Here is an 18,443-nt window from a genome sequence, read left to right on the forward strand (position 1 = left end):
GTCAGACGCGGTCGCGGTCCAACCACGCGGCCGTGAACTCGCGCTCCGTCTCGAAGCTGCGGTCCATCTCGCCCACCATGATCTTCTCCACCACCGGACCCATCACCGGGACGGATGCGACGACGGTCCCGACGAACCGCAGGACACATTCCTGCGGTCCGACGGGAATCAACTCCAGCCGGCCGTCGATCACCACCGGCATCTTGGCGACACGCAGGGTGTAGGCGCCCTCCGCGGAACCGTCGTCACGCGGCGACTTCCAGGACTCCGTGCACCGAGCCGACATCGAGTTACCGGCGAAGCGCTGCAACGCTTTCGGCAGAGCAGCCGCATCGAGCGCCTGATCGACGACGGACGTCACCGACCCGTCCTCGACCCGGTGCTCGACCACGCGGCTTCCGCCCCCGATCTCGGCTACGCGGTCCTGCCAGTACTGCGCGTCCGTCAAGGTCGCGTGCAGGACCGAGGCCGAGCACCGATACGTGGTGCGTTGGTCCACCGACGCCGTCATGCGGCCGGATCCCCGGCGATACGGCGAGTCACGCTGTCAGACTCCCGCGGGTGCGGCCAGGACGGCACCCACCTCGGCGGGGGTCTCGTCGCCGCCTGCGGCGTTCTCGCCCAACAGCAGACCCATCTGCTCCACGACGTAGTCGAGCTGGGTCGTCGTGTGGTCGGGCTGGACGCACAGACGAAGGAGTGCGCCGTCCCGGGCCACCGCGGGGAACATGGCGGCGGAGGCGAAGATGCCCGCGTCCCAGAGCTTGCGCCACGTGTTCACCGTGCGCAGATCGTCGCGGACGTTCACCGGAACGATCGGCGACACCATGTCCGTTCCGTCGGGAAGCGGGCTCGGAGCGTGCACGTCGACACCGGCGGCCACCAGACCGTCGTGCAGATACCGCGCGTTGGCCAACGTGCGCGTGGCGCGCTCGGCCCCCTCGTCGGTGCGCATCAGTTCGACCGACGCCAGGGCCGCACCGAGTGCCGCCGGGACACCTGCCGTGGTGAAGAGGAAGGTCCGCGCATGCACGCGCATCGCGTCGATGATGTCCTTGGAGCCTGCGACGAATCCGCCCGACGATCCGAGACCCTTGGAGAGGCAACCCATTCGAGCGTCGATATCGTTCTCGATGCCGAACAGTTCCGCGGCGCCGGTGCGGTTCGGGCCCATGACGGCGACGCTGTGCGCCTCGTCCACGAAGAGCGCTGCGTCGTATTTCTCGCACACCGCCGCGATCTCGTCGAGCGGGGCCAGATCACCGTGCATCGAGTACAGGCCGTCGACCACCACCATGACGACGCCGGTGGACCGAGAGAGCTTCTCCTCCAACTGATCCACGCGATTGTGGCGGAATGCCCGAATTGTCGCGCGGGAGAGCCGGCACGCGTCGTAGATGGACGCATGGGCGGCGGAGTCGACGATGATCGTGTCGCCGACACCGCACAGCGCGCTGATGCCTCCCAGGTTCGCCTGGTAGCCCGTGGTGAAGACCAACGCCTGCTCGGTGCCGTGCCAGTCGGCCAGGGCCTCTTCGAGTTCGGTGTGCAACGAGATGGTGCCGTTGAGCAACCGGCTTCCGGTGACGGTGGCGCCGTACTTGTCCAGGGCCGCTGCGGCACCCGCACGCACCACGGGGTGGTCCGCCAGGCCCAGATAGTTGTTGGACCCCAGCATGATGACGCTACGGTCCTCGACGTCGACCACCGGCGCGTTGACGGATTTCATGACCCGGAAGAACGGGTTCTGATCGTGTTTGGTCAGCACACGATGCGCCCAGATGCGCTTGTCGTGGCGGATTCTGTCGAGCATTCTCTGCGAGCTCATATGTCGCTCCAAGATCCGAGGGAGATAGGTGACGTGCGAGTGCTGTCGCCTCTGCGCGGCGCTCGTGCGCCGCGTGGTCGTCTACCGTTCGAGCCTACGGTTCCGGGCTGTTCCTGGAAGGCACCGACAACTGTGAGTAGCGGCCAACGATGACAGGCCCTCTTGTGGGATACAACAGCGGTTGAGGAAGGCCCGATCGCGGTCGATCCCGACGCCGAATACTTGTGAACGTCAGAGACGTCCTCAGCCGGACGGCGTCCTTCGCCGCGTCCCGAGCGACCGTTCTCTCAGCCCCCGAAAGGACACGACATGTCCACTCTCGTCGACACCGAGAAGCCTCGCACCGGCTCCGACGTCACGTCCCCGCGATCCATGCTCGTCGAGCGTGCCACGCTCCGACGCCTGCTCCCCGCACTCGCGGACTATCTCGAGGCCACCCCGCTGTCCGTCCTCGAGGCGCCCGGCAGCGACGCCATCGCGACCTTCCGCGATGCCGGCGGCTGCGGACTGATCGCACCGGAATCGCTCGGTGGGCTCGGCGCCACTGCCGTCGAGGCTCTGCGGGTACACCGCGCCATCGGTGCGCTGTCGCCGTCCCTCGCCGCTGCTGTGACCATGCACCACCTGTCCATCGCCACCATCATCGAGATCGCTCTCGCGGGCCCGGAGGACGAGCTGCCACTGGTGGCGGGTCTCATCGAACAGAAGTCGATCATCGCCTCGGGGTTCGCCGAAGGCGCGGGAAGCACGCTCGTCCCGTCGGTCGACGCCTATTACGACGACGGCGACTACGTGGTCAACGGCAGCAAGAAGCCGTGCAGCCTCTCGAAGTCGATGGACTTCCTCGCGGCCAGCGTCGCCACGCGGGAGAAGAAGGGCGGCAAGACCCGTAAGGCCGTCGCGCTCATCCCGGCGTCGATGCCCGGCGTCTCGGTCAGACCGTTCTGGACCACGCACGTGCTCGCCGGCGCCGAGAGCGAGGAAGTCGTCCTGGAGGACGTGCGAGTTCCCGTGTCGCTGACGATGGTCGGCGCTCTCGACGACCCCGACGGCGCACACGAACTGACGGGATTTCTGTGGTTCGGCATCCTCGCCTCCGCCGGATACATCGGCGCCGCAACGGCATTGGTGGAGCGTCTCATCGGTCACCCGAAGGTCACCGACTCCGTCTACACGTCGGCGGCAGCCGAGCTGGAGTCGTCGATCGCGGCTCTCGAGGCCGTCGCGGCCGCGATGGACTCCGGTGAGCGCGGCGCCGACATCTCGGCTCGACTGCTGTTCTGCCGCATCGCGCTCCGAGGCGCACTGCGACGCGCGGTCGATGCCGCCGTGACAGCACTGGGCGGCATCGCGTTCATCACCGACCCGGACATCGCGTACCTGCAGTCCGTCGTGTCGGCGTTCGCGTTCCACCCGCCGTCGATCCGCGAGACGGAATCGTCCCTCGCGGCCTACCACCGCGGCGAGAACTTCTCCCTCGCCTGAAATGTCGCATCACCCCACGCGGGTGCCGAAGACGACGAGGTTGTTCTCGTAGGACCCCGCGTCGTCGTCGAACACTCCGGCACACGTGATCAGTCGGATCTCGTCACGCGGGACGGCACCGAACACGCGTGCCGTCGGGAACTCGGACTTGGCGTAGTCGCCGATATCCGTGACCCGATATCGGGCGGGGACGCCTGACGTCGTGGTCACCGCGACGTCGTCTCCCACCGACAGATCGCGGAGGCGGAAGAACACGGCAGGACCCGTGGTCGAGTCGACGTGACCGGCCAGCACCGTGGGTCCGACCTGATCGGCCGCGCCGGGACGCCCGGGGCGACCGCCGCCGGTGAACCAGCCGACGTCGTCGTAGTCCTCGGGAACCGCCATGGTGTTGTCCGAGTTCAGACCCAGCTCGATCAACGGTTCGTCCAGACCCATCGCGGGTGCCGACACCCGCGCCGGGACGAGAGGCCCCGTCTCGGACGCAGTGGCGGCAGCGGGAGACGTCACGGACACCGCCGTCTCGGTGGGCGGTGCGGCCGGTGGTCGCGCGCAGGCGACCACCAGCCCCGTCAGGAGGAACGCGCTCACACGCGTCGACCGTCTCATACCGGTCGGAGGATCAGGAGTTCCGCCGACGGGCGACACCCAGTCCGACCAGGGCTGCCACACCCAGCACGGCGGCACCGGCACCCGCGACGGTCGCGGTCGACGACTCGGCGACCGAACCACCGGCACCGGTCTCCACACCACCGACGGGAATCGGGGTCAGCTGGCCACGCACCGCGCCAGCAGCGAAGGCGGTGGTATGACTGTCCGCGGCGAACCCGGCGGCGTTCGCCTCGATCGCCGCGAGATCGAAGCCCGTTCCGGTGTCGGCGCCGTTCGCCATCACGCCGGTCGTGAACGGCCCCTGCAGGCAGCCGCTGCTGGTGCGAGGTCCGTCGCCGACCGGAGACGGGTTCGGGAATGCGATGCGCGGCGGGCCCGCAGCACCCACTGCTGCCTGATGAATGTGCGTCGCCGTCTTCGCCGGCGACATGTAGTCGCCGGTGACGCCCTCGAGGGTGATGTCGTAGCAGACGATGTTCTCGTCCGAGTTGATGCGGAACGTGAACGTGCCGGTCGCGCCGGGCTCACCCGGCGTCGCGACGCCGTCCGCGTTCAGGACCTGGTCCGGTGTGGCCATGGCCGTGAAGGCACTGGTGAACGACGACGGTTCGCCGACCGGTGTCTCGGCTGCTGCGGGGGCCGCGGTGAGCGCGAGGAACGCCGCGGCGCCTCCGGCGACGATGATCGTTCCTCGTGCAGTGCGTGTCGTCATGGTGGTCGTACCTTCCGATCGGGATGCGCGGACGTCCTTCGAGAGGGGATACGTCCGGTACGTCCGATCCGTTCACGTCGATCGAACGAGTTTGCGTGTCTCGACGTACACCCACCATGGAGGTCGCAGCGGCGTCGACGATGGGTAGGGTTCGTCCTGCACGGGCACCGGCGGACGACACCGCTCCCCCGACATCGAGGGAGCCGACGCTGACGATCTTCCGGTCACGCGAGAGCACACCGTTCGACCTCGCCGCCGCCTACGACGCCCACGGGTCGTCCCTGCTGGGTTTCGCCCTGAACGTGTTGCACGATCGTGTCGCCGCCGAGGACTGCGTGCAGGAGACCTTCGTGCGTGCGTGGCGAGCGCGGGACAGATTCGACCAGGCTCGCGGCGGAACCCGGACCTGGCTCTTCGCCATCGCACGCAACGTCGTCACGGACAGTCTGCGGGCGCGCGGCCGCACTCCGGTGGTCGCGTCGATCCCGGTGGCGGAGAACGATGCCGTGGAACCCGATCGCAGCGATCACGTTCTGACCCGGATGCGGGTGGTGGAAGGCCTGGCCACCTTGTCGCCCGAACATCGCCAGGTGGTGGTGGCGATCCACCTGACCGGCCTGTCCTACGCGGAGCTGTCGGCGGACACCGGCGTCGCGATCGGCACCCTGCGCACCCGCGCCTACTACGCACTGCGTGCCCTGCGCGCGCACTTCGACGGTCAGGAGACCTGATGACTCCGGGACATCCGCGACGAGAGGAACTGATCGCGGCCGCGGTGGCGGACGATCTGGACGACTCCGAGAAGGAAGAACTCCGCGCCCTGGTCGCGGCCGAGCCGACGGTGGCCGACGAGATCCGCGACATGCGGGAGACCGTCGCATCGCTGAGCCCGGCAGCAGGACTGGTGTGGGAAGACGATCACCCCGGCGACCTGCTCCGTCGACGGGTGGTCCGCCCGTCGGCACGTCCACGCCGCGCCACCGTGGTCGCTGTCGCCGCCGGCATCGCTGTCGGGGTCGCGGGGGTGTTCGGTGTACAGAGTGTCGTGGGGGAATCCGGTACATCCGCCGATCTCACCGTCGCCGCGCCCGAGGTCGAGGGGGCACCGGGCGAGCTGGGCGCCTTCGAGGCGATCGACTTCACCGCGTCGAGTCCCGGCGTCAGTGTCGACGGCGGCCTGGTTGCTCACACGTGGGGCACCGAGACGGTCCTGGACATGCACGGTGTCCCGGTCGACGAAGCGTTCGAGGTGGTTCTGGTGGACCGCACCGGCGCGGATCGTTCCTCGGGCAGCTTCCTCGGCAGCTCCGTGACCATCGACTGCCGCATGAACGCGGCGGTCCTGCGTCCCGACGTCGCGGAGATCGAGATCCGGGCTGCGGGTGGAGACCTTCTCGCCCGCGCCGCACTGCCCACCGTGGGCTGACCTGGCGCACCGTCCCGAGAAACGAGAAAAGCGGCCGTACCCCCGAGGGGTACGGCCGCTCTCGCGCTGTGGAGCTAGATCACTTGATGGAGATCTTCGCGCCGGCAGCTTCGAGCTTCTCCTTGGCGGCGTCGGCCGAAGCCTTGTCCACCTTCTCCAGGATCGCCTTCGGAGCACTCTCGACGAGGTCCTTGGCTTCCTTCAGGCCGAGGCCGGAAACGACCTCACGGACGACCTTGATGACCTGGATCTTCTTGTCGCCGGCGCCCTCGAGGACGACGTCGAACTCGTCCTGCTCTTCAGCAGCCTCGGCGGGAGCAGCAGCTCCGCCGGCAGCAGCAACGGCGACGGGGGCAGCAGCGGTGACCTCGAAGGTCTCCTCGAATGCCTTCACGAACTCGCTGAGCTCGAGGAGGGTGAGCTCCTTGAACTGGTCGAGCAATTCTTCGGTGCTGAGCTTCGCCATGGTGGCGGTCCTTCCGTTGAGTCCTTGTCGCCGATCCGGGGACAGGGTGTTGGATGAGGGAAAGCCGGGGACCGGCCGTCCTTCGGGGAGTGCAGTCCTTGCGGATCAGCTATTCGGCAGCTGCAGCTTCCGGCGCAGATGCGCCTTCTTCTGCGGCACGCTTCTCCTGCAGTGCGGCCGCGAGACGTGCGACCTGCGATGCGGGAGCGTTGAACAGGCCTGCGGCCTTTGCCAGGTTGCCCTTCATCGCACCGGCCAACTTGGCCAGCAGAACCTCGCGGGATTCGAGATCCGCGATCCTGTTGACCTCGTCCACGGACAGCGCGCGGCCGTCCATGTAGCCGCCCTTGATGACGAGCGCCTTGTTGTCCTTGGCGAACTGCTTGATCGCCTTGGCAGCGTCGACCGGCTCACCATCGATGAACGCGATGGCGGTCGGACCGACGAACAAGTCGTCGAGGCCTTCGATGCCCGCATCAGCTGCGGCACGCTTGACCAGGGTGTTCTTGGCGACGGAGTACGTAGCTCCGGCACCGAGGGCCCGACGGAGCTCCGTCAGACGGGTGACCGACAGACCACGGTATTCCGTGACGACGGCCGCCGTGGCGCCCTTGAACTGCTCGGAGATCTCCGCTACTGCGGATACCTTCTCAGCCTTTGCCATACTTCGCCTCCTCTCGTTACTTCGAGTCGGCCTGGCCCGGAAAAGACGAAACGCCCCGGTGCAGGGCACACGGGGCGTGAGAATGCATGCAGGGCAAGCCTGCACGGATTCCTGGTCCTCGGTCCTCCTGCGTGGGTCGCCGGCTCGGCCGGACCTTCAATCGCCTTCTCCGGAGAGCGGACGATGACCAACGGTCTTGGGTGGAACAGATCAGGTGGAACCCACACGAGGTGAGGTCCGTCGAGAAGAGTACCCCGGGGTCGTACAGCAGCCCAAATCACCGCTGCCGAGGCTCCCGAGGTTGGAACACCGGCCGCGCGGGAACACCACGAGCATGGCCAACTACCGCGTACTCGACCCCACCGGATCCGTCGTCGACACGAAGGAGATCACCAACTCCACCGATGCCCACACCTGGTTCAAGGAGAGCAAGTCCGACGACGCCGAACTGGGATGGCGACTCGAAGTCGAACACGACGGTGAGTGGGCATTCTTCAGCGACAGCGAGGGCACACCCGAGGGCGGGAAGTAGGTACCGCGCCCTTTCGTGACATTCGACGACCGGTGAGCAGGCCGGTTGTCGAAGGGCAGGGAATGGCGTGTTGTGGGGCGCTGGTCACAGTCATGAGGTTGACTCGACTGTCATGACGACGCGACCGGCCCATGCACTCGTGCAACCCGAGCTGGTCCCACTCCCTGCCGTACCCCTCGAGCCTTCTCGTCGTGACCCCTCCGGAGGCGCTGACGGTCGTGCGTGGGCGGAACTCGTCGCAGCAGCGCCGGAGTTCGCCCGCGTCCACATCGACCGCGGCGCCTCCGTCACGATGTCCGACGGTGCGGTTCTGCGAGCCATCGTTGTCTCGCCCGCCGATTCGTCCGGCCGCGCCGTGGACTCTCGCTTTCCCGTCGTTCTCAACATCACCCCGTACAACTCCGTGCTGCTCGACTCCGTCGACGCGGTGCTCGCCGCTCCGGTGATCGGCCGGGCGCTGCGGTCGGCTTCGCGTGCCGTGGACTTCACCGGCACCCCGTTCGACGGGATTTCCGAGATCACCCGCGTGGTCGCGGGCGGTGCCGCCGACCTTCTGACGGTCAACCGCCTGCTGGTACGCAGCGGGTACGTCCAGGTGATCGTCGACGCGCGTGGAACGGGCTCGTCGAGCGGCGTCTGGGACACCCTCGGGCCCCGCGAGCAACTGGACACCCTGGAGATCCTCGAGTGGATCCGTCAGTCGTCGTGGTGTGACGGCCGCGTCGGGATGGCCGGAATCTCCTACTCCGCGATCAACTCGCTGCAGGCCGCGTCCGCAGGGTCCGCCGGGCCGGACGCGGTGTTCGCCGTAGAAGGGTCCGAGGACATCGTCCGGGAGATCTTCGCGACCGGCGGCGCTCCGTCCCTGTTCATCCCGCTGTGGCTCACCGCGGTCAACACTCTCAAGTGGGTTCCGACACCGCGGCTGCTCGCACGGGGCGGCCGAGCGTGGCTCGCGGACCGATTGCGTTCTCCCGCAACCAATATCAGCAATCTGGTGAACGGCTTCCTCACCGGGTCCGACCCACGGATCTACGACGACCCGTCCTTCGACACCATCGACCCGCGCATCGAGGACATCTCCGTCCCCACCTTCCTGTACGGGTGCTGGCACGACATCTTCGGCGGCGCCGCCCCCGACATGTACAACCGGCTGACCGTGGAGCGCGGCCGCAAGCAACTCCTCGTCGGCGACGGATACCACGGCAATCCGGGCATCGGTTTCGGGGAACCGGGGTTCCCACCGCGTCTCGACGTGCTCGAACGAGCATGGTTCGACAAGTGGCTGCGCGGTATCGACAACGGCATCGACCGCTACGGCCCGGTGACGCTGCGTCAGCAGGGCGGCGGATGGGAGGCCCACGGCCGGTTCCCGGCGCCCGCCGCCGTGCCTCGGCGCCTCTACCTCAGCGCTGACTCGTCCGGAACCGCTTCACACAGCCGGCACGACGGATCTCTGCACTTCGAGGCGCCGACCGACACGGCGCGGTTGACGGTGAAACCGGGGTTCCGCACCGTCGTCTCTCGCGACACCACGCAGGTTTTGGCGGGTGTGCCCGCAGTCCTCGGCGGAGGATTCACCTACGACAACCGGTTCGCGGAGGGCGACGCACTGACGTTCACCACACCACCCGTCGTCGACACGGTCGTCTATTCGGGACCGGCCAACGTCCACCTCCGGACCGTCTCGCGCGCCCGTGAGGCGATGTGGGCGGTGATGCTGTGCGACGTCGCCCCCGACGGAACACCGACCGTCCTGACCAACGGCGCGCTGCTCGCCTCCCGTCGCGCCATCGACGACGACGCGAGCACCCTCACGGACGACGGCGACTACCTCGTCGCCCATCACCCGTTGACCCGCGAGTCCCTGCTTCCGGTGGTCCCCGGGGACAGCATCGTCCTGGACATCGAACTACTGTCGACGGAAGCTGTCCTGCACCCCGGACACCGCCTGAGGCTCGACATCTTCGCAGCCGATGCACCGCGTTTCCTACCGATACTCCCCGACCGCCTCCGCACCCGGTGGCGCGCACAGGACGTCGCGATCGATCCGGAGAACCCCAGTTTCATCACGTTGCCGCTGCTCGGTGAGCCCGGCTGGTAAGGAAAAGAGAGAACCATGACCGAAGGACGCCACGCCCGGCCCTTCTCGCGCGCCGCTGAGCCAGCGGACGTCGACGTACGGGTCGGCACAGCGCAGGTGGGCGACATCGAGATCGCCTACGAGGACATGGGCGACGTGAACGACCCGCCCGTCCTGCTCGTCATGGGCCTGGGTTGCCAGCTGTTGACCTGGTCGATGCCGTTCTGCCGCAAGCTCATCGATGCGGGCTACCGCGTCATCCGCTTCGACAACCGCGACATCGGACTGTCGAGCAAGATCGAGGGCGCCCGGGTCACCGGCAACCCCCTCCTCCGCCTGATCCGCCACGAACTGGGGCGACCCAGCACGGTTCCGTACACCGTCGTCGACATGGCCGGCGACGCCGTCGGTCTCCTCGACCACCTGGGCATCGACAAGGCTCACATCGTCGGCGCGTCGATGGGCGGCATGATCACGCAGGTGGTCGCCGGGCAGCACCCCGACCGCATCCTGTCGGTGTCGATCCTGTTCTCGAGCACCAACGAGCCGTTCCTCCCGCCGCCGGACATCCGCGCCCTCGCCCCGCTACTGAAGCCGCCGCCCAAGAACGCCACGCGGCAGCAGATCATCGAGCACCAGGCGACCACGTTCCAGACGATCGGCAGCAAGCAGTTCCCCACCACCCGCGAGGAGCGCGTCGCCGACGCCACCGAGGCATACGACCGCGGCTACTACCCCGCGGGCATCGTGCGCCAACTCGCCGCCATCACGGGAACGGGCAGCCTGGCGAAGTACGCGAAACGGATCACCGCCCCGACCGTCGTCATCCACGGGACAGCCGATCCTCTCGTCCGGCCGGCCGGTGGCAAGGCCATCGCGAAGGCTGTGAAGGGCTCCACACTCGTGCTCGTGGATGGCATGGCGCACGACATCCCCAACGCCCTCGTCGACCGAGTCATCGGGGCGATCCTGGAGAACACCGCCAAGGCCTGAGTCCGGCGGGCCCGACAACGCGAAAGGCCGGTACCCCTCACGGGATACCGGCCTTTCGTGGCTACGGAGACGAATCAGGCGTTCGCGTCGTCCTCGAGGAGGTTGCGAGTACGGTTCGGGTCCACCGGGATGCCCGGTCCGGTGGTGGTCGAGACCGTGATCTTCTTGACGTAACGGCCCTTCGCCGACGACGGCTTCGCACGCAGGATCTCGTCCAGCGCAGCGCCGTAGTTCTCCACCAGCTTGGCGTCGTCGAACGATGCCTTGCCGATGACGAAGTGCAGGTTGGCCTGCTTGTCGACGCGGAAGTTGATCTTGCCGCCCTTGATGTCGTTGACAGCCTTGGTCACGTCGTTGGTGACCGTGCCCGTCTTCGGGTTCGGCATCAGGCCACGCGGTCCGAGAACGCGGGCGATGCGGCCGACCTTGGCCATCTGGTCAGGGGTGGCGATCGCAGCGTCGAAGTCGAGCCAACCGCCCTGGATCCGCTCGATCAGGTCCTCTGCGCCGACCTCGTCCGCGCCGGCTGCGACAGCCTCGTCGGCCTTCGCACCTGCGGCGAAGACGATGACGCGGGCGGTCTTACCGGTGCCGTGGGGCAGGTTGACGGTGCCGCGCACCATCTGGTCCGCCTTGCGGGGATCGACGCCGAGACGCATCGCGACCTCGACGGTCGGATCGAACTTGCTCGACGCCGTGTCGCGCGCCAGCTTGGCAGCGGCGAGCGGGGAGTAGAGCTGGTCCTGGTCGATCTTCGCTGCTGCGGCCTCGTAGGCCTTGCTGCGCTTTGCCATGGTGATATCCGTTCGTTGTGTACGAGCGTGGTTGACGAGCCTGGCCGGCTCTCCCACGTAATGCTGGTCGGCTCAATCAGCCCTGGACTGTGATGCCCATCGAGCGAGCAGTACCGGCGATGATCTTCGCGGCCTGGTCGATGTCGTTGGCGTTCAGGTCCTCCGCCTTGGTCTTGGCGATCTCGCGCACCTGATCCATGGTCACCGTGGCGACCTTGGTCTTGTGCGGCTCGCCCGAACCCTTGGCGACGCCGGCTGCCTTGAGCAGCAGCTTGGCGGCGGGAGGCGTCTTCAGCTTGAAGTCGAAGGTCCGGTCTTCGTAGACCGAGATCTCCACCGGCACGACGTTTCCACGCTGCGACTCGGTCGCGGCGTTGTACGCCTTGCAGAACTCCATGATGTTGACACCGTGCTGGCCGAGGGCGGGGCCCACGGGAGGTGCCGGGTTGGCCTGACCGGCCTGGATCTGAAGCTTGATGATCCCGGCTAGCTTCTTCTTCTTGGGGGGCATCTGTAATTCCTAGGTTGTTGCGTGATTCTCGGATTTCTTGCGGTACGGCTGCAAGTTTCGGGGAGGTCGCGGATCCTTGACTCCTCGACGCCGGAAGGCGTCGGAGCTAGATCTTGGAGACCTGGGTGAAGCCCAACTCGACCGGTGTCTCACGGCCGAAGATGGACACCAGCACCTTGAGCTTCTGCTGCTCGGCGTTGACCTCGCTGATGCTGGCGGGGAGCGTCGCGAACGGTCCGTCCATGACGGTGACCGACTCGCCGACCTCGAAGTCGACCTCGATGGTCGGCTTCGACGACGTGTCGCCACCGGTCTCGCCGGACGTGCCGGCTCCCGCGGTGGCCTTCTTCTTGTCCTCCTGCGGCATGAGGAACTTCACGACCTCGTTGATGGTCAACGGGGACGGACGCGAGGTGGCACCGACGAATCCGGTGACGCCGGGGGTGTTGCGGACCGCACCCCAGGACTCGTCGTTGAGTTCCATGCGCACCAGGATGTATCCGGGCAGAACCTTGCGGTTGACCTGCTTGCGCTGGCCGTTCTTGATCTCGGTGACCTCTTCGGTGGGAACTTCCACCTGGAAGATGTAGTCACCGACATCGAGGTTCTGGACACGGGTCTCGAGGTTGGTCTTCACCTTGTTCTCGTATCCGGCGTACGAGTGGATGACGTACCAGTCGCCGGGCGCGCGTCGGAGCGCAGCCTTCATCTCGGCGACGGGGTCGACGGGCTCTGCATCGATGGGGGCGTCGTCCGCGACGACTGCATCCTCGGTGTCGGCAGCCTCGGCGGCGTCGGTGTCGACGTCCTGGCCGGTTGCTGCTGCCACGTCGGCCGCGATGGCCTCGTCGGTCTCGCGGTCCTGTGCGGCCTGCTCCGCTTCGAGGCCCTGCTTGGTCGCCTCGACCTGAGCGTCGTAGGCGGCCACTTCGGTGGCGTCGTTATGGGGCGTGCTCACGAAAGGCACTCGCTTCCTGTATTCGTTCCGGTCGTTCTCGGGCGGTCGTCGTCGTGCAGGTCCGGCATCAGCCGAACAGCCACTGGACTCCCTTGATGAACGCCAGGTCCAGCCCACTGATGTAGGCCACCATGAACGTCACGAACACCAACACCACTGCGGTGTAGGTGACCATCTGCTTGCGGTTGGGCCAGATCACCTTGCGCAGCTCGGCGACGACCTCGCGCAGGAACTTCCGCAGGCGCTTGAAGACGTTCATCTTCGGCGTCGCTTCGGCCCGTGTGCGACCGGCCACGCGTGACGCGGTGGCCACCGACTTCCCGGCAGTGGTGTTCGACGGCGACGAGTCGCCGGCGGGACGTGATCGACGTGCCGCACGCTTACCGGACGGACGAGCCGCGGAGTCACCGTTCCCGGCAGCACTGCCGGCGTCGACTGCGTCGCCCCCGGCGAGGTCCTCGGACCCGTCGGAGCTGCTGTCGCGCGGATCGCTCACGAACGTTCCTCTCGGTCATCGGCAGGGCTGCACGCCAGGATGTCTACGCGTGAAGGTCTTCTGCACTCGGTTGATCTGCGCCGCGATCCGGACGAGGAACGTCCGGACGTGGCAGGGGCGACAGGACTTGAACCTGCAACCTACGGTTTTGGAGACCGTTGCTCTACCAATTGAGCTACGCCCCTTCGACCCGGCCGGAGCCGGTTCGACCCGTGGACGGACAGCGCAGAGCGCCGTACGACCGACGGAAATCTCAGTGTACTGCACACGGGGACACCCCCGAAATCAGCAGACGAGGAACGCCGTCTCAGCCCAACCGAACGGTGGCGACAGCGCGACCGAAGATCTTCTTCCCCGCCGACTTCGCGGTGATCGCGACGACCGCCGTGCGGGCCTCGGCGTCCACGGACTTGATCTTGCCGGTGAAGTCGACCTTCGACGCTTCCGTCTCCTTCACCAGCACAGGACTGGTGAAGCGCACGTTGTACTCGGTGATCGCACCGGGATCGCCCGACCAGTCCGTGACGAATCCCGCGCCCAGACCCATGGTCAACATGCCGTGCGCGACGACGTCGGACAGGCCTGCCAGCGTCCGCGCGACAGGATCGCTCCAGTGGATGGGATTGGGGTCTCCGGAGACGCCCGAGTAGTTCACCAGATCGCCGCGCGTGAGCTCGTAGGTCCGGGACGGGAGATCCTGACCGACCGCGACCTCGTCGAAATGTCTACGCGTCATGCTTCATCACACCTTTCGCCATGTCGAGAGCATCCTGATCGCTCCCACCGCCGCTGCGTGCCACCAATGTCGTCCACGACGTCATCACCTCGTCGCCGGCCTCGTCGGTCACGATGTTCTTCGTGATGATGATGTCGCTGCCGCCCATCTGACGGAACGAGTCCAGACTCACGTCGACGGTCAGACGGTCTCCCGCGACGATCGGACGGTGGAACTCGAGCCGCTGATCCGCCTGCATGATCTGCGACAGGTCGTACCCGGTGATGACCTCGTCGAACATCGCCTTCTGCGCGATGATCCCGACGACGGAGATGAAGGTGGCCGGCGCCACCAGGTGCTCGTACCCGAGCTCGGCTGCGGCGTCCTCCGAGATGTGGGCCGGGTGATCGTTCTGCACGGCCCGGGAGTACTCACGGACCTTCTCGCGACCGATCTCGTAGAAGTCGGGCATGCGGTAGTGATGGCCGACCTTGCTGGCCGTGTGCGCTGCCGGATCGACCGGACGACCTGCACCCGACTCCGTGGACACTGCTTCGATGGACGCTGTGGCGGTCACGTCGATTTCCCCCCCGAGGATGATGAGGAACTCACCACGGGCGACTGCGGGCGTCGGCCGACAGCGATCCTGACGGCCCCGCCGATTTCCCTGACGGGTCTGTCGGGCGAGTTCGATAACGATGGTGTCGAGACGATCGGATTCGAGATCGCCACGGCGGAGTTCGGATCACCGGCGCCGAAGCGGACTGCGCCCGAACATGCGTCAGCGCTGCCACGCCCCGTGGGGTGTGGCAGCGCCGAGGTGCGAACGATCAGCGAGATTCGCGGTGCGAGCGGTGAGTTCCGCAGTTCGGGCAGAACTTCTTGATCTCGAGGCGATCGGGATCGTTGCGGCGATTCTTCTTGGTGATGTAGTTACGGTGCTTGCACACCTCGCACGCCAAGGTGATCTTGGGCCGAACGTCAGTGGAGGAGGCCACGTCGATGCCTGCTTTCGGTAGAACGTTGATGCGGGTGCTGCGCAGGTCGTGGAATACCGGACCCCGCTGCGCGCAGCAGCGGCGGAGTCCCTGTCGAGTAGCGATGGCCGGACTTGAACCGGCGACACAACGATTATGAGTCGTTTGCTCTACCGACTGAGCTACACCGCCTCGGTGCCGAACGCCGGCAGGCGCTCGGTCCCGCGAGCCCCCTAACGGAATCGAACCGTTGACCTTTTCCTTACCATGGAAACGCTCTACCGACTGAGCTAAGGGGGCAGGTTCGGCGCACGGCAGGCGTGCGTCGAAGCCTTCGAAGACATTACACAGTGCCGCAACTTCGCACCAAATTGGCTGGTCCAGACGTTGCGTTCGGCGTTTCGTCCTCGTTCTACGCGACGAACCCCGGCAAAAGTTCTCACCGGGGTCCGTCGGGTGTGGCAGATGTAGGATTCGAACCTACGTAGGCATAAGCCGACGGATTTACAGTCCGCTCCCATTGGCCGCTCGGGCAATCTGCCGTGATCGCACGACTCGGGCGAAGATTCTCGTGAGTCCGCGAGATTTCCCCTTCGAGGTGCGATAGGCAGAATACAACGACCGCACCCCCGGATTGCAAACCGGCAGGACGCGATACCGTCGTCGCAGTACCGATCGCTTATCCAGGAGGATTTCCCGTGGCCGATTCGTCGTTCGACGTCGTGAGCAAGGTCGACCGCCAGGAGGTCGACAACGCGCTGAACCAGGCGGGCAAGGAACTGGCGACACGCTTCGACTTCCGCAACACCGGGGCCTCCATCGAATGGTCCGGCGAGGAAGCCGTCGTCATCACCGCCGACGCCGAGGAGCGCGCAGTCGCCGCGCTCGACGTGTTCAAGGAGAAGCTGATCCGCCGCGACATCTCGCTCAAGGCCTTCGACGCCGGCGAGCCCGTGCAGTCGGGCAAGACCTACAAGATCACCGGCACGCTGGTGCAGGGCATCACCACCGAGAACGCCAAGAAGATCTCGAAGAAGATCCGCGACGAGGGCCCCAAGGGCGTCAAGGCGCAGATCCAGGGCGAGGAACTGCGCGTCAGCAGCAAGAAGCGGGACGACCTGCAGGCCGTTCAGCAGCTCCTCAAAGGCGAGGACTTCGGCATCGCCCTGCAGTACGTCAACTACCGCTGACTCAGGTGTAGGGCCCGACCATGCGCTCGAGCCGGGCGATGCGCTCCTCCATCGGAGGATGTGTGGAGAAGAGCTTGCTCGCCCGGTCTCCCGCACGGAACGGGTTGGCGATCATCAGATGTGACTGCGCGGTCAACTGAGGCTCGGGGGGCAGTGGTGCCGCCTGAGTGCCGCTCTGCAGCTTCCGCAGCGCGGATGCCAGGGCGAGGGGGTCGCCGGTCAACTCGGCGCCCGACTGGTCCGCCTGGAACTCCCGCGAGCGGGACACCGCCAGCTTGACCAGTGACGCCGCGATCGGTCCGAGCATCGACACCAGCAGCAGGGCCAGCGGGTTGGCGCCCTGACCGTTGCCGCGGCCGCCGAACATGTTGGCGAAGAACGCGAAGTTGGCCAGACCGGACACGACGGCCGCCATGGCACCCGCGACGGAGCTGATCAGGATGTCGCGGTTGTAGACGTGCGACAGCTCGTGACCGAGGACTGCGCGCAGTTCGCGCTCGTTCAGCAGCGCCAGGATGCCGCTGGTGCAACACACCGCAGCGTTGCGCGGGTTCCGTCCCGTCGCGAAGGCGTTGGGGGCGTTGGTGGGGCTGATGTAGAGCCGAGGCATCGGCTGGTGCGCCGCGGTCGCGAGCTCACGGACGACGGCGTAGATCTGCGGGTACTCGACCTCGGTGATGGGCTGCGCGTGCATCGACTTCAGCGCCAGCTTGTCGCTGTTGAAGTAGGCGTACCCGTTCATCCCGACCGCGAACAGGACCGCGACCACGAGGATCGTCGAGTTCTGGAACAAGGCTCCGATGAAGACGATCAGCGCCGACATCCCGACCATCAGGCCGAACGTCTTCAGTCCGTTCGCGAACTTCATCGTCTCTCGCCGTACCTCTCGATATCAGGGTTCTCCCTGACAACGCACGAGGTGGCGCGGGTAGTTCCCGTCAGCTGATGCGGTCGACGGTGTACTGCACCAGCCGGCGGAGAGCGTCGTTCGCCGGTCCCTGCGGGAGAGCGTCGAGTTCGGTGAAGGCGCGCTGAGCGTAGGTGTCCAGCGTCGCGCGGGCCTGGCTCATGCCCGGCGACCGGCTGAGCAGTTCGAGTGCTTCCGCGACGTCCGCGTCGTCCGTGACAGGGCCACGGAGCAGGTGCCGCAGGCGGTCGCCGTCGTCGCCCTCGGCGCGCAGCGCGAACAGCACGGGCAGGGTGTGGACGCCTTCGCGCAGGTCCGTTCCCGGCGTCTTCCCGCTTTCCGACGCGACGGACGAGATGTCGATGATGTCGTCGGAGATCTGGAAAGCGGTACCGACGGCGTCACCGAGCCGTTCGAGGCGCTCGATGTGCTCGAGATCGCCGCCGGAGAACGTTCCGCCGAAGCGGCCGCTGGTCGCGATGAGCGAGCCGGTTTTCTCCCACACCGTCGTCAGGTAGTGATCGACCGGATCCTGGTCGGGCTTGCTGCCGATCGTCTCGCGCATCTGGCCCGTGACCAGCGCCGCGAACGTCTCGGCGATGGTGCGCACCGCGGACGGACCCAGCGTCGAGACCAAGCGAGAGGCGTGGGCGAAGAGGTAGTCACCGGCGAGGATGGCGACGCTGTTGCCCCAGCGTGCGTTGGCACTCTCGACGCCGCGCCGCATGGCAGCTTCGTCCATCACGTCGTCGTGATAGAGCGTCGCGAGGTGCACCATCTCGAGGACGGTGGCCGCGGTGACGATGTCGGGACTGGACGCGTTGGGTCCGAGCTGCCCGGTCAGCACCGTGAACAGGGGGCGGAATCGCTTGCCGCCGGCCTTCGCGAGGTGCAGTGCGGCTTCTGTGAGGAAGTCCTCACCGTCGGACAACTCACGAACCAGGAGGTCTTCGATCTCCGCCATGGATGTGCGCACCGTCGCCGCGAAATCGGCATCTCCCAGGTCGACGCCCGCCACCACGGTCGAACTCGTCGTACCCGCACTCGTGTCGGTCACCGTGCCCGCACCCATTTCCGTCGTCCGATTGCCCACG

The 18,443-nt window shown here is 66.6% G+C and carries 22 protein-coding genes and 4 tRNA genes; 7 read left to right on the forward strand and 19 right to left on the reverse strand.

Going from position 1 to position 18,443, the window contains the following annotated elements:
• Window position 1: 1 nt before the first annotated feature.
• Both RU01_RS08240 and RU01_RS08245 read right to left on the reverse strand, forming a co-directional pair.
• Entirely contained in the window at window positions 2–511 is a 510-nt protein-coding gene (locus RU01_RS08240) for a DUF2505 domain-containing protein (RefSeq protein ID WP_042574048.1), read from the reverse strand.
• A gap of 36 nt (window positions 512–547) precedes the next feature.
• Entirely contained in the window at window positions 548–1,828 is a 1,281-nt protein-coding gene (locus RU01_RS08245; protein WP_042574049.1) for an aminotransferase class I/II-fold pyridoxal phosphate-dependent enzyme, read from the reverse strand.
• Between the two features lie 309 nt (window positions 1,829–2,137).
• Here RU01_RS08245 and RU01_RS08250 point away from each other — a divergent pair, with 309 nt between their 5' ends.
• The gene (locus RU01_RS08250) at window positions 2,138–3,313 is read left to right on the forward strand and encodes an acyl-CoA dehydrogenase family protein (protein WP_231568641.1); all 1,176 of its coding nucleotides are present in this window, start codon (window positions 2,138–2,140) and stop codon (window positions 3,311–3,313) included.
• Window positions 3,314–3,322: 9 nt separating this feature from the next.
• Here the strand turns inward: RU01_RS08250 and RU01_RS08255 are convergent, their stop codons facing one another.
• Window positions 3,323–3,904 (reverse strand): class F sortase, encoded by a 582-nt coding sequence (locus tag RU01_RS08255; protein WP_052493179.1) that lies wholly within the window; start codon window positions 3,902–3,904, stop codon window positions 3,323–3,325.
• A 31-nt stretch (window positions 3,905–3,935) separates the two neighbouring features.
• Window positions 3,936–4,637, reverse strand: a complete 702-nt coding sequence (locus RU01_RS08260) for a CHRD domain-containing protein (RefSeq protein ID WP_042574050.1) — start codon at window positions 4,635–4,637, stop codon at window positions 3,936–3,938.
• A 95-nt stretch (window positions 4,638–4,732) separates the two neighbouring features.
• Here RU01_RS08260 and RU01_RS08265 point away from each other — a divergent pair, with 95 nt between their 5' ends.
• Both RU01_RS08265 and RU01_RS08270 read left to right on the forward strand, forming a co-directional pair.
• On the forward strand, window positions 4,733–5,368 hold the full coding sequence (locus tag RU01_RS08265) for a sigma-70 family RNA polymerase sigma factor (RefSeq protein ID WP_231568642.1): 636 nt from the start codon (window positions 4,733–4,735) through the stop codon (window positions 5,366–5,368).
• Window positions 5,368–6,063, forward strand: a complete 696-nt coding sequence (locus tag RU01_RS08270; protein ID WP_042574051.1) for a hypothetical protein — start codon at window positions 5,368–5,370, stop codon at window positions 6,061–6,063. The genes RU01_RS08265 and RU01_RS08270 overlap by 1 nt, the downstream gene beginning before the upstream one ends.
• 79 nt (window positions 6,064–6,142) lie before the next feature.
• Here RU01_RS08270 and rplL read toward each other — a convergent pair whose 3' ends face one another.
• Window positions 6,143–6,529: a 50S ribosomal protein L7/L12 gene (rplL, locus tag RU01_RS08275; protein WP_027504561.1), complete on the reverse strand. Its 387-nt coding sequence runs from the start codon at window positions 6,527–6,529 to the stop codon at window positions 6,143–6,145.
• A gap of 109 nt (window positions 6,530–6,638) precedes the next feature.
• Window positions 6,639–7,193: a 50S ribosomal protein L10 gene (gene rplJ, locus RU01_RS08280; protein ID WP_042574052.1), complete on the reverse strand. Its 555-nt coding sequence runs from the start codon at window positions 7,191–7,193 to the stop codon at window positions 6,639–6,641.
• 334 nt (window positions 7,194–7,527) lie between these two features.
• On the opposite strand from rplJ, the gene RU01_RS08285 reads away from it, so the two are divergent.
• The 3 genes from RU01_RS08285 to RU01_RS08295 all read left to right on the forward strand — a co-directional run bounded on the left by RU01_RS08285 (window position 7,528) and on the right by RU01_RS08295 (window position 10,801).
• Entirely contained in the window at window positions 7,528–7,725 is a 198-nt protein-coding gene (locus RU01_RS08285; RefSeq protein ID WP_042574053.1) for a hypothetical protein, read from the forward strand.
• Between the two features lie 112 nt (window positions 7,726–7,837).
• Entirely contained in the window at window positions 7,838–9,829 is a 1,992-nt protein-coding gene (locus RU01_RS08290) for a CocE/NonD family hydrolase (RefSeq protein WP_082042973.1), read from the forward strand.
• 126 nt (window positions 9,830–9,955) lie between these two features.
• Entirely contained in the window at window positions 9,956–10,801 is an 846-nt protein-coding gene (locus RU01_RS08295) for an alpha/beta fold hydrolase (RefSeq protein WP_042574124.1), read from the forward strand.
• A 74-nt stretch (window positions 10,802–10,875) separates the two neighbouring features.
• Here RU01_RS08295 and rplA read toward each other — a convergent pair whose 3' ends face one another.
• From rplA to RU01_RS08350, 11 genes are all read right to left on the reverse strand, one after another.
• Window positions 10,876–11,595, reverse strand: a complete 720-nt coding sequence (gene rplA, locus RU01_RS08300) for a 50S ribosomal protein L1 (protein WP_042574054.1) — start codon at window positions 11,593–11,595, stop codon at window positions 10,876–10,878.
• 76 nt (window positions 11,596–11,671) lie between these two features.
• A complete protein-coding gene (gene rplK / locus RU01_RS08305) occupies window positions 11,672–12,106 on the reverse strand; it encodes a 50S ribosomal protein L11 (RefSeq protein WP_042574055.1) in 435 nt (144 codons plus the stop codon).
• Window positions 12,107–12,212: 106 nt separating this feature from the next.
• Entirely contained in the window at window positions 12,213–13,064 is an 852-nt protein-coding gene (nusG, locus tag RU01_RS08310) for a transcription termination/antitermination protein NusG (protein WP_042574056.1), read from the reverse strand.
• A gap of 67 nt (window positions 13,065–13,131) precedes the next feature.
• Window positions 13,132–13,560 carry a preprotein translocase subunit SecE gene (secE, locus tag RU01_RS08315; RefSeq protein ID WP_042574057.1) on the reverse strand — a complete coding sequence of 143 codons (429 nt, stop codon included), beginning with the start codon at window positions 13,558–13,560 and terminating at the stop codon, window positions 13,132–13,134.
• Between the two features lie 109 nt (window positions 13,561–13,669).
• Window positions 13,670–13,745 (reverse strand) — tRNA-Trp (locus RU01_RS08320).
• A 122-nt stretch (window positions 13,746–13,867) separates the two neighbouring features.
• A complete protein-coding gene (gene hadB, locus RU01_RS08325) occupies window positions 13,868–14,296 on the reverse strand; it encodes a (3R)-hydroxyacyl-ACP dehydratase subunit HadB (protein WP_042574058.1) in 429 nt (142 codons plus the stop codon).
• Window positions 14,286–14,852 carry a (3R)-hydroxyacyl-ACP dehydratase subunit HadA gene (gene hadA, locus RU01_RS08330; protein WP_042574059.1) on the reverse strand — a complete coding sequence of 189 codons (567 nt, stop codon included), beginning with the start codon at window positions 14,850–14,852 and terminating at the stop codon, window positions 14,286–14,288. The genes hadB and hadA overlap by 11 nt, the downstream gene beginning before the upstream one ends.
• A 253-nt stretch (window positions 14,853–15,105) precedes the next feature.
• Window positions 15,106–15,273: a 50S ribosomal protein L33 gene (gene rpmG / locus RU01_RS23115; RefSeq protein ID WP_042574060.1), complete on the reverse strand. Its 168-nt coding sequence runs from the start codon at window positions 15,271–15,273 to the stop codon at window positions 15,106–15,108.
• A gap of 98 nt (window positions 15,274–15,371) precedes the next feature.
• Window positions 15,372–15,444: transfer RNA gene (locus RU01_RS08340), tRNA-Met, on the reverse strand.
• Window positions 15,445–15,479: 35 nt separating this feature from the next.
• A tRNA-Thr gene (locus tag RU01_RS08345) sits at window positions 15,480–15,552 on the reverse strand.
• 159 nt (window positions 15,553–15,711) lie between these two features.
• A tRNA-Tyr gene (locus tag RU01_RS08350) sits at window positions 15,712–15,794 on the reverse strand.
• Window positions 15,795–15,950: 156 nt separating this feature from the next.
• Between RU01_RS08350 and RU01_RS08355 the strand changes: the two genes are divergently transcribed.
• Window positions 15,951–16,442 carry a YajQ family cyclic di-GMP-binding protein gene (locus RU01_RS08355; protein ID WP_042574061.1) on the forward strand — a complete coding sequence of 164 codons (492 nt, stop codon included), beginning with the start codon at window positions 15,951–15,953 and terminating at the stop codon, window positions 16,440–16,442.
• 1 nt (window position 16,443) lies between these two features.
• Here RU01_RS08355 and htpX read toward each other — a convergent pair whose 3' ends face one another.
• Both htpX and RU01_RS08365 read right to left on the reverse strand, forming a co-directional pair.
• The gene (gene htpX / locus RU01_RS08360; RefSeq protein WP_042574062.1) at window positions 16,444–17,310 is read right to left on the reverse strand and encodes a zinc metalloprotease HtpX; all 867 of its coding nucleotides are present in this window, start codon (window positions 17,308–17,310) and stop codon (window positions 16,444–16,446) included.
• 70 nt (window positions 17,311–17,380) lie between these two features.
• The gene (locus tag RU01_RS08365; protein ID WP_042574063.1) at window positions 17,381–18,421 is read right to left on the reverse strand and encodes a polyprenyl synthetase family protein; all 1,041 of its coding nucleotides are present in this window, start codon (window positions 18,419–18,421) and stop codon (window positions 17,381–17,383) included.
• Window positions 18,422–18,443 lie beyond the last annotated feature (22 nt).

Source organism: Rhodococcus sp. MEB064 (assembly GCF_000834565.1).
Classification (GTDB): Bacteria; Actinomycetota; Actinomycetes; order Mycobacteriales; family Mycobacteriaceae; genus Rhodococcoides.

Excerpts from the sequence above, each read along its gene's own strand:
- RU01_RS08240 (WP_042574048.1), bottom strand. The coding sequence starts at position 511 with ATGACGGCGTCGGTGGACCAACGCACCACGTATCGGTGCTCGGCCTCG.
- RU01_RS08245 (WP_042574049.1), bottom strand. The coding sequence starts at position 1,828 with ATGAGCTCGCAGAGAATGCTCGACAGAATCCGCCACGACAAGCGCATC.
- RU01_RS08250 (WP_231568641.1), top strand. The coding sequence starts at position 2,138 with ATGTCCACTCTCGTCGACACCGAGAAGCCTCGCACCGGCTCCGACGTC.
- RU01_RS08260 (WP_042574050.1), bottom strand. The coding sequence starts at position 4,637 with ATGACGACACGCACTGCACGAGGAACGATCATCGTCGCCGGAGGCGCC.
- RU01_RS08270 (WP_042574051.1), top strand. The coding sequence starts at position 5,368 with ATGACTCCGGGACATCCGCGACGAGAGGAACTGATCGCGGCCGCGGTG.
- rplL (WP_027504561.1), bottom strand. The coding sequence starts at position 6,529 with ATGGCGAAGCTCAGCACCGAAGAATTGCTCGACCAGTTCAAGGAGCTC.
- rplJ (WP_042574052.1), bottom strand. The coding sequence starts at position 7,193 with ATGGCAAAGGCTGAGAAGGTATCCGCAGTAGCGGAGATCTCCGAGCAG.
- RU01_RS08285 (WP_042574053.1), top strand. The coding sequence starts at position 7,528 with ATGGCCAACTACCGCGTACTCGACCCCACCGGATCCGTCGTCGACACG.
- RU01_RS08290 (WP_082042973.1), top strand. The coding sequence starts at position 7,838 with ATGACGACGCGACCGGCCCATGCACTCGTGCAACCCGAGCTGGTCCCA.
- RU01_RS08295 (WP_042574124.1), top strand. The coding sequence starts at position 9,956 with ATGGGCGACGTGAACGACCCGCCCGTCCTGCTCGTCATGGGCCTGGGT.
- rplA (WP_042574054.1), bottom strand. The coding sequence starts at position 11,595 with ATGGCAAAGCGCAGCAAGGCCTACGAGGCCGCAGCAGCGAAGATCGAC.
- rplK (WP_042574055.1), bottom strand. The coding sequence starts at position 12,106 with ATGCCCCCCAAGAAGAAGAAGCTAGCCGGGATCATCAAGCTTCAGATC.
- hadB (WP_042574058.1), bottom strand. The coding sequence starts at position 14,296 with ATGACGCGTAGACATTTCGACGAGGTCGCGGTCGGTCAGGATCTCCCG.
- htpX (WP_042574062.1), bottom strand. The coding sequence starts at position 17,310 with ATGAAGTTCGCGAACGGACTGAAGACGTTCGGCCTGATGGTCGGGATG.
- RU01_RS08365 (WP_042574063.1), bottom strand. The coding sequence starts at position 18,421 with ATGGGTGCGGGCACGGTGACCGACACGAGTGCGGGTACGACGAGTTCG.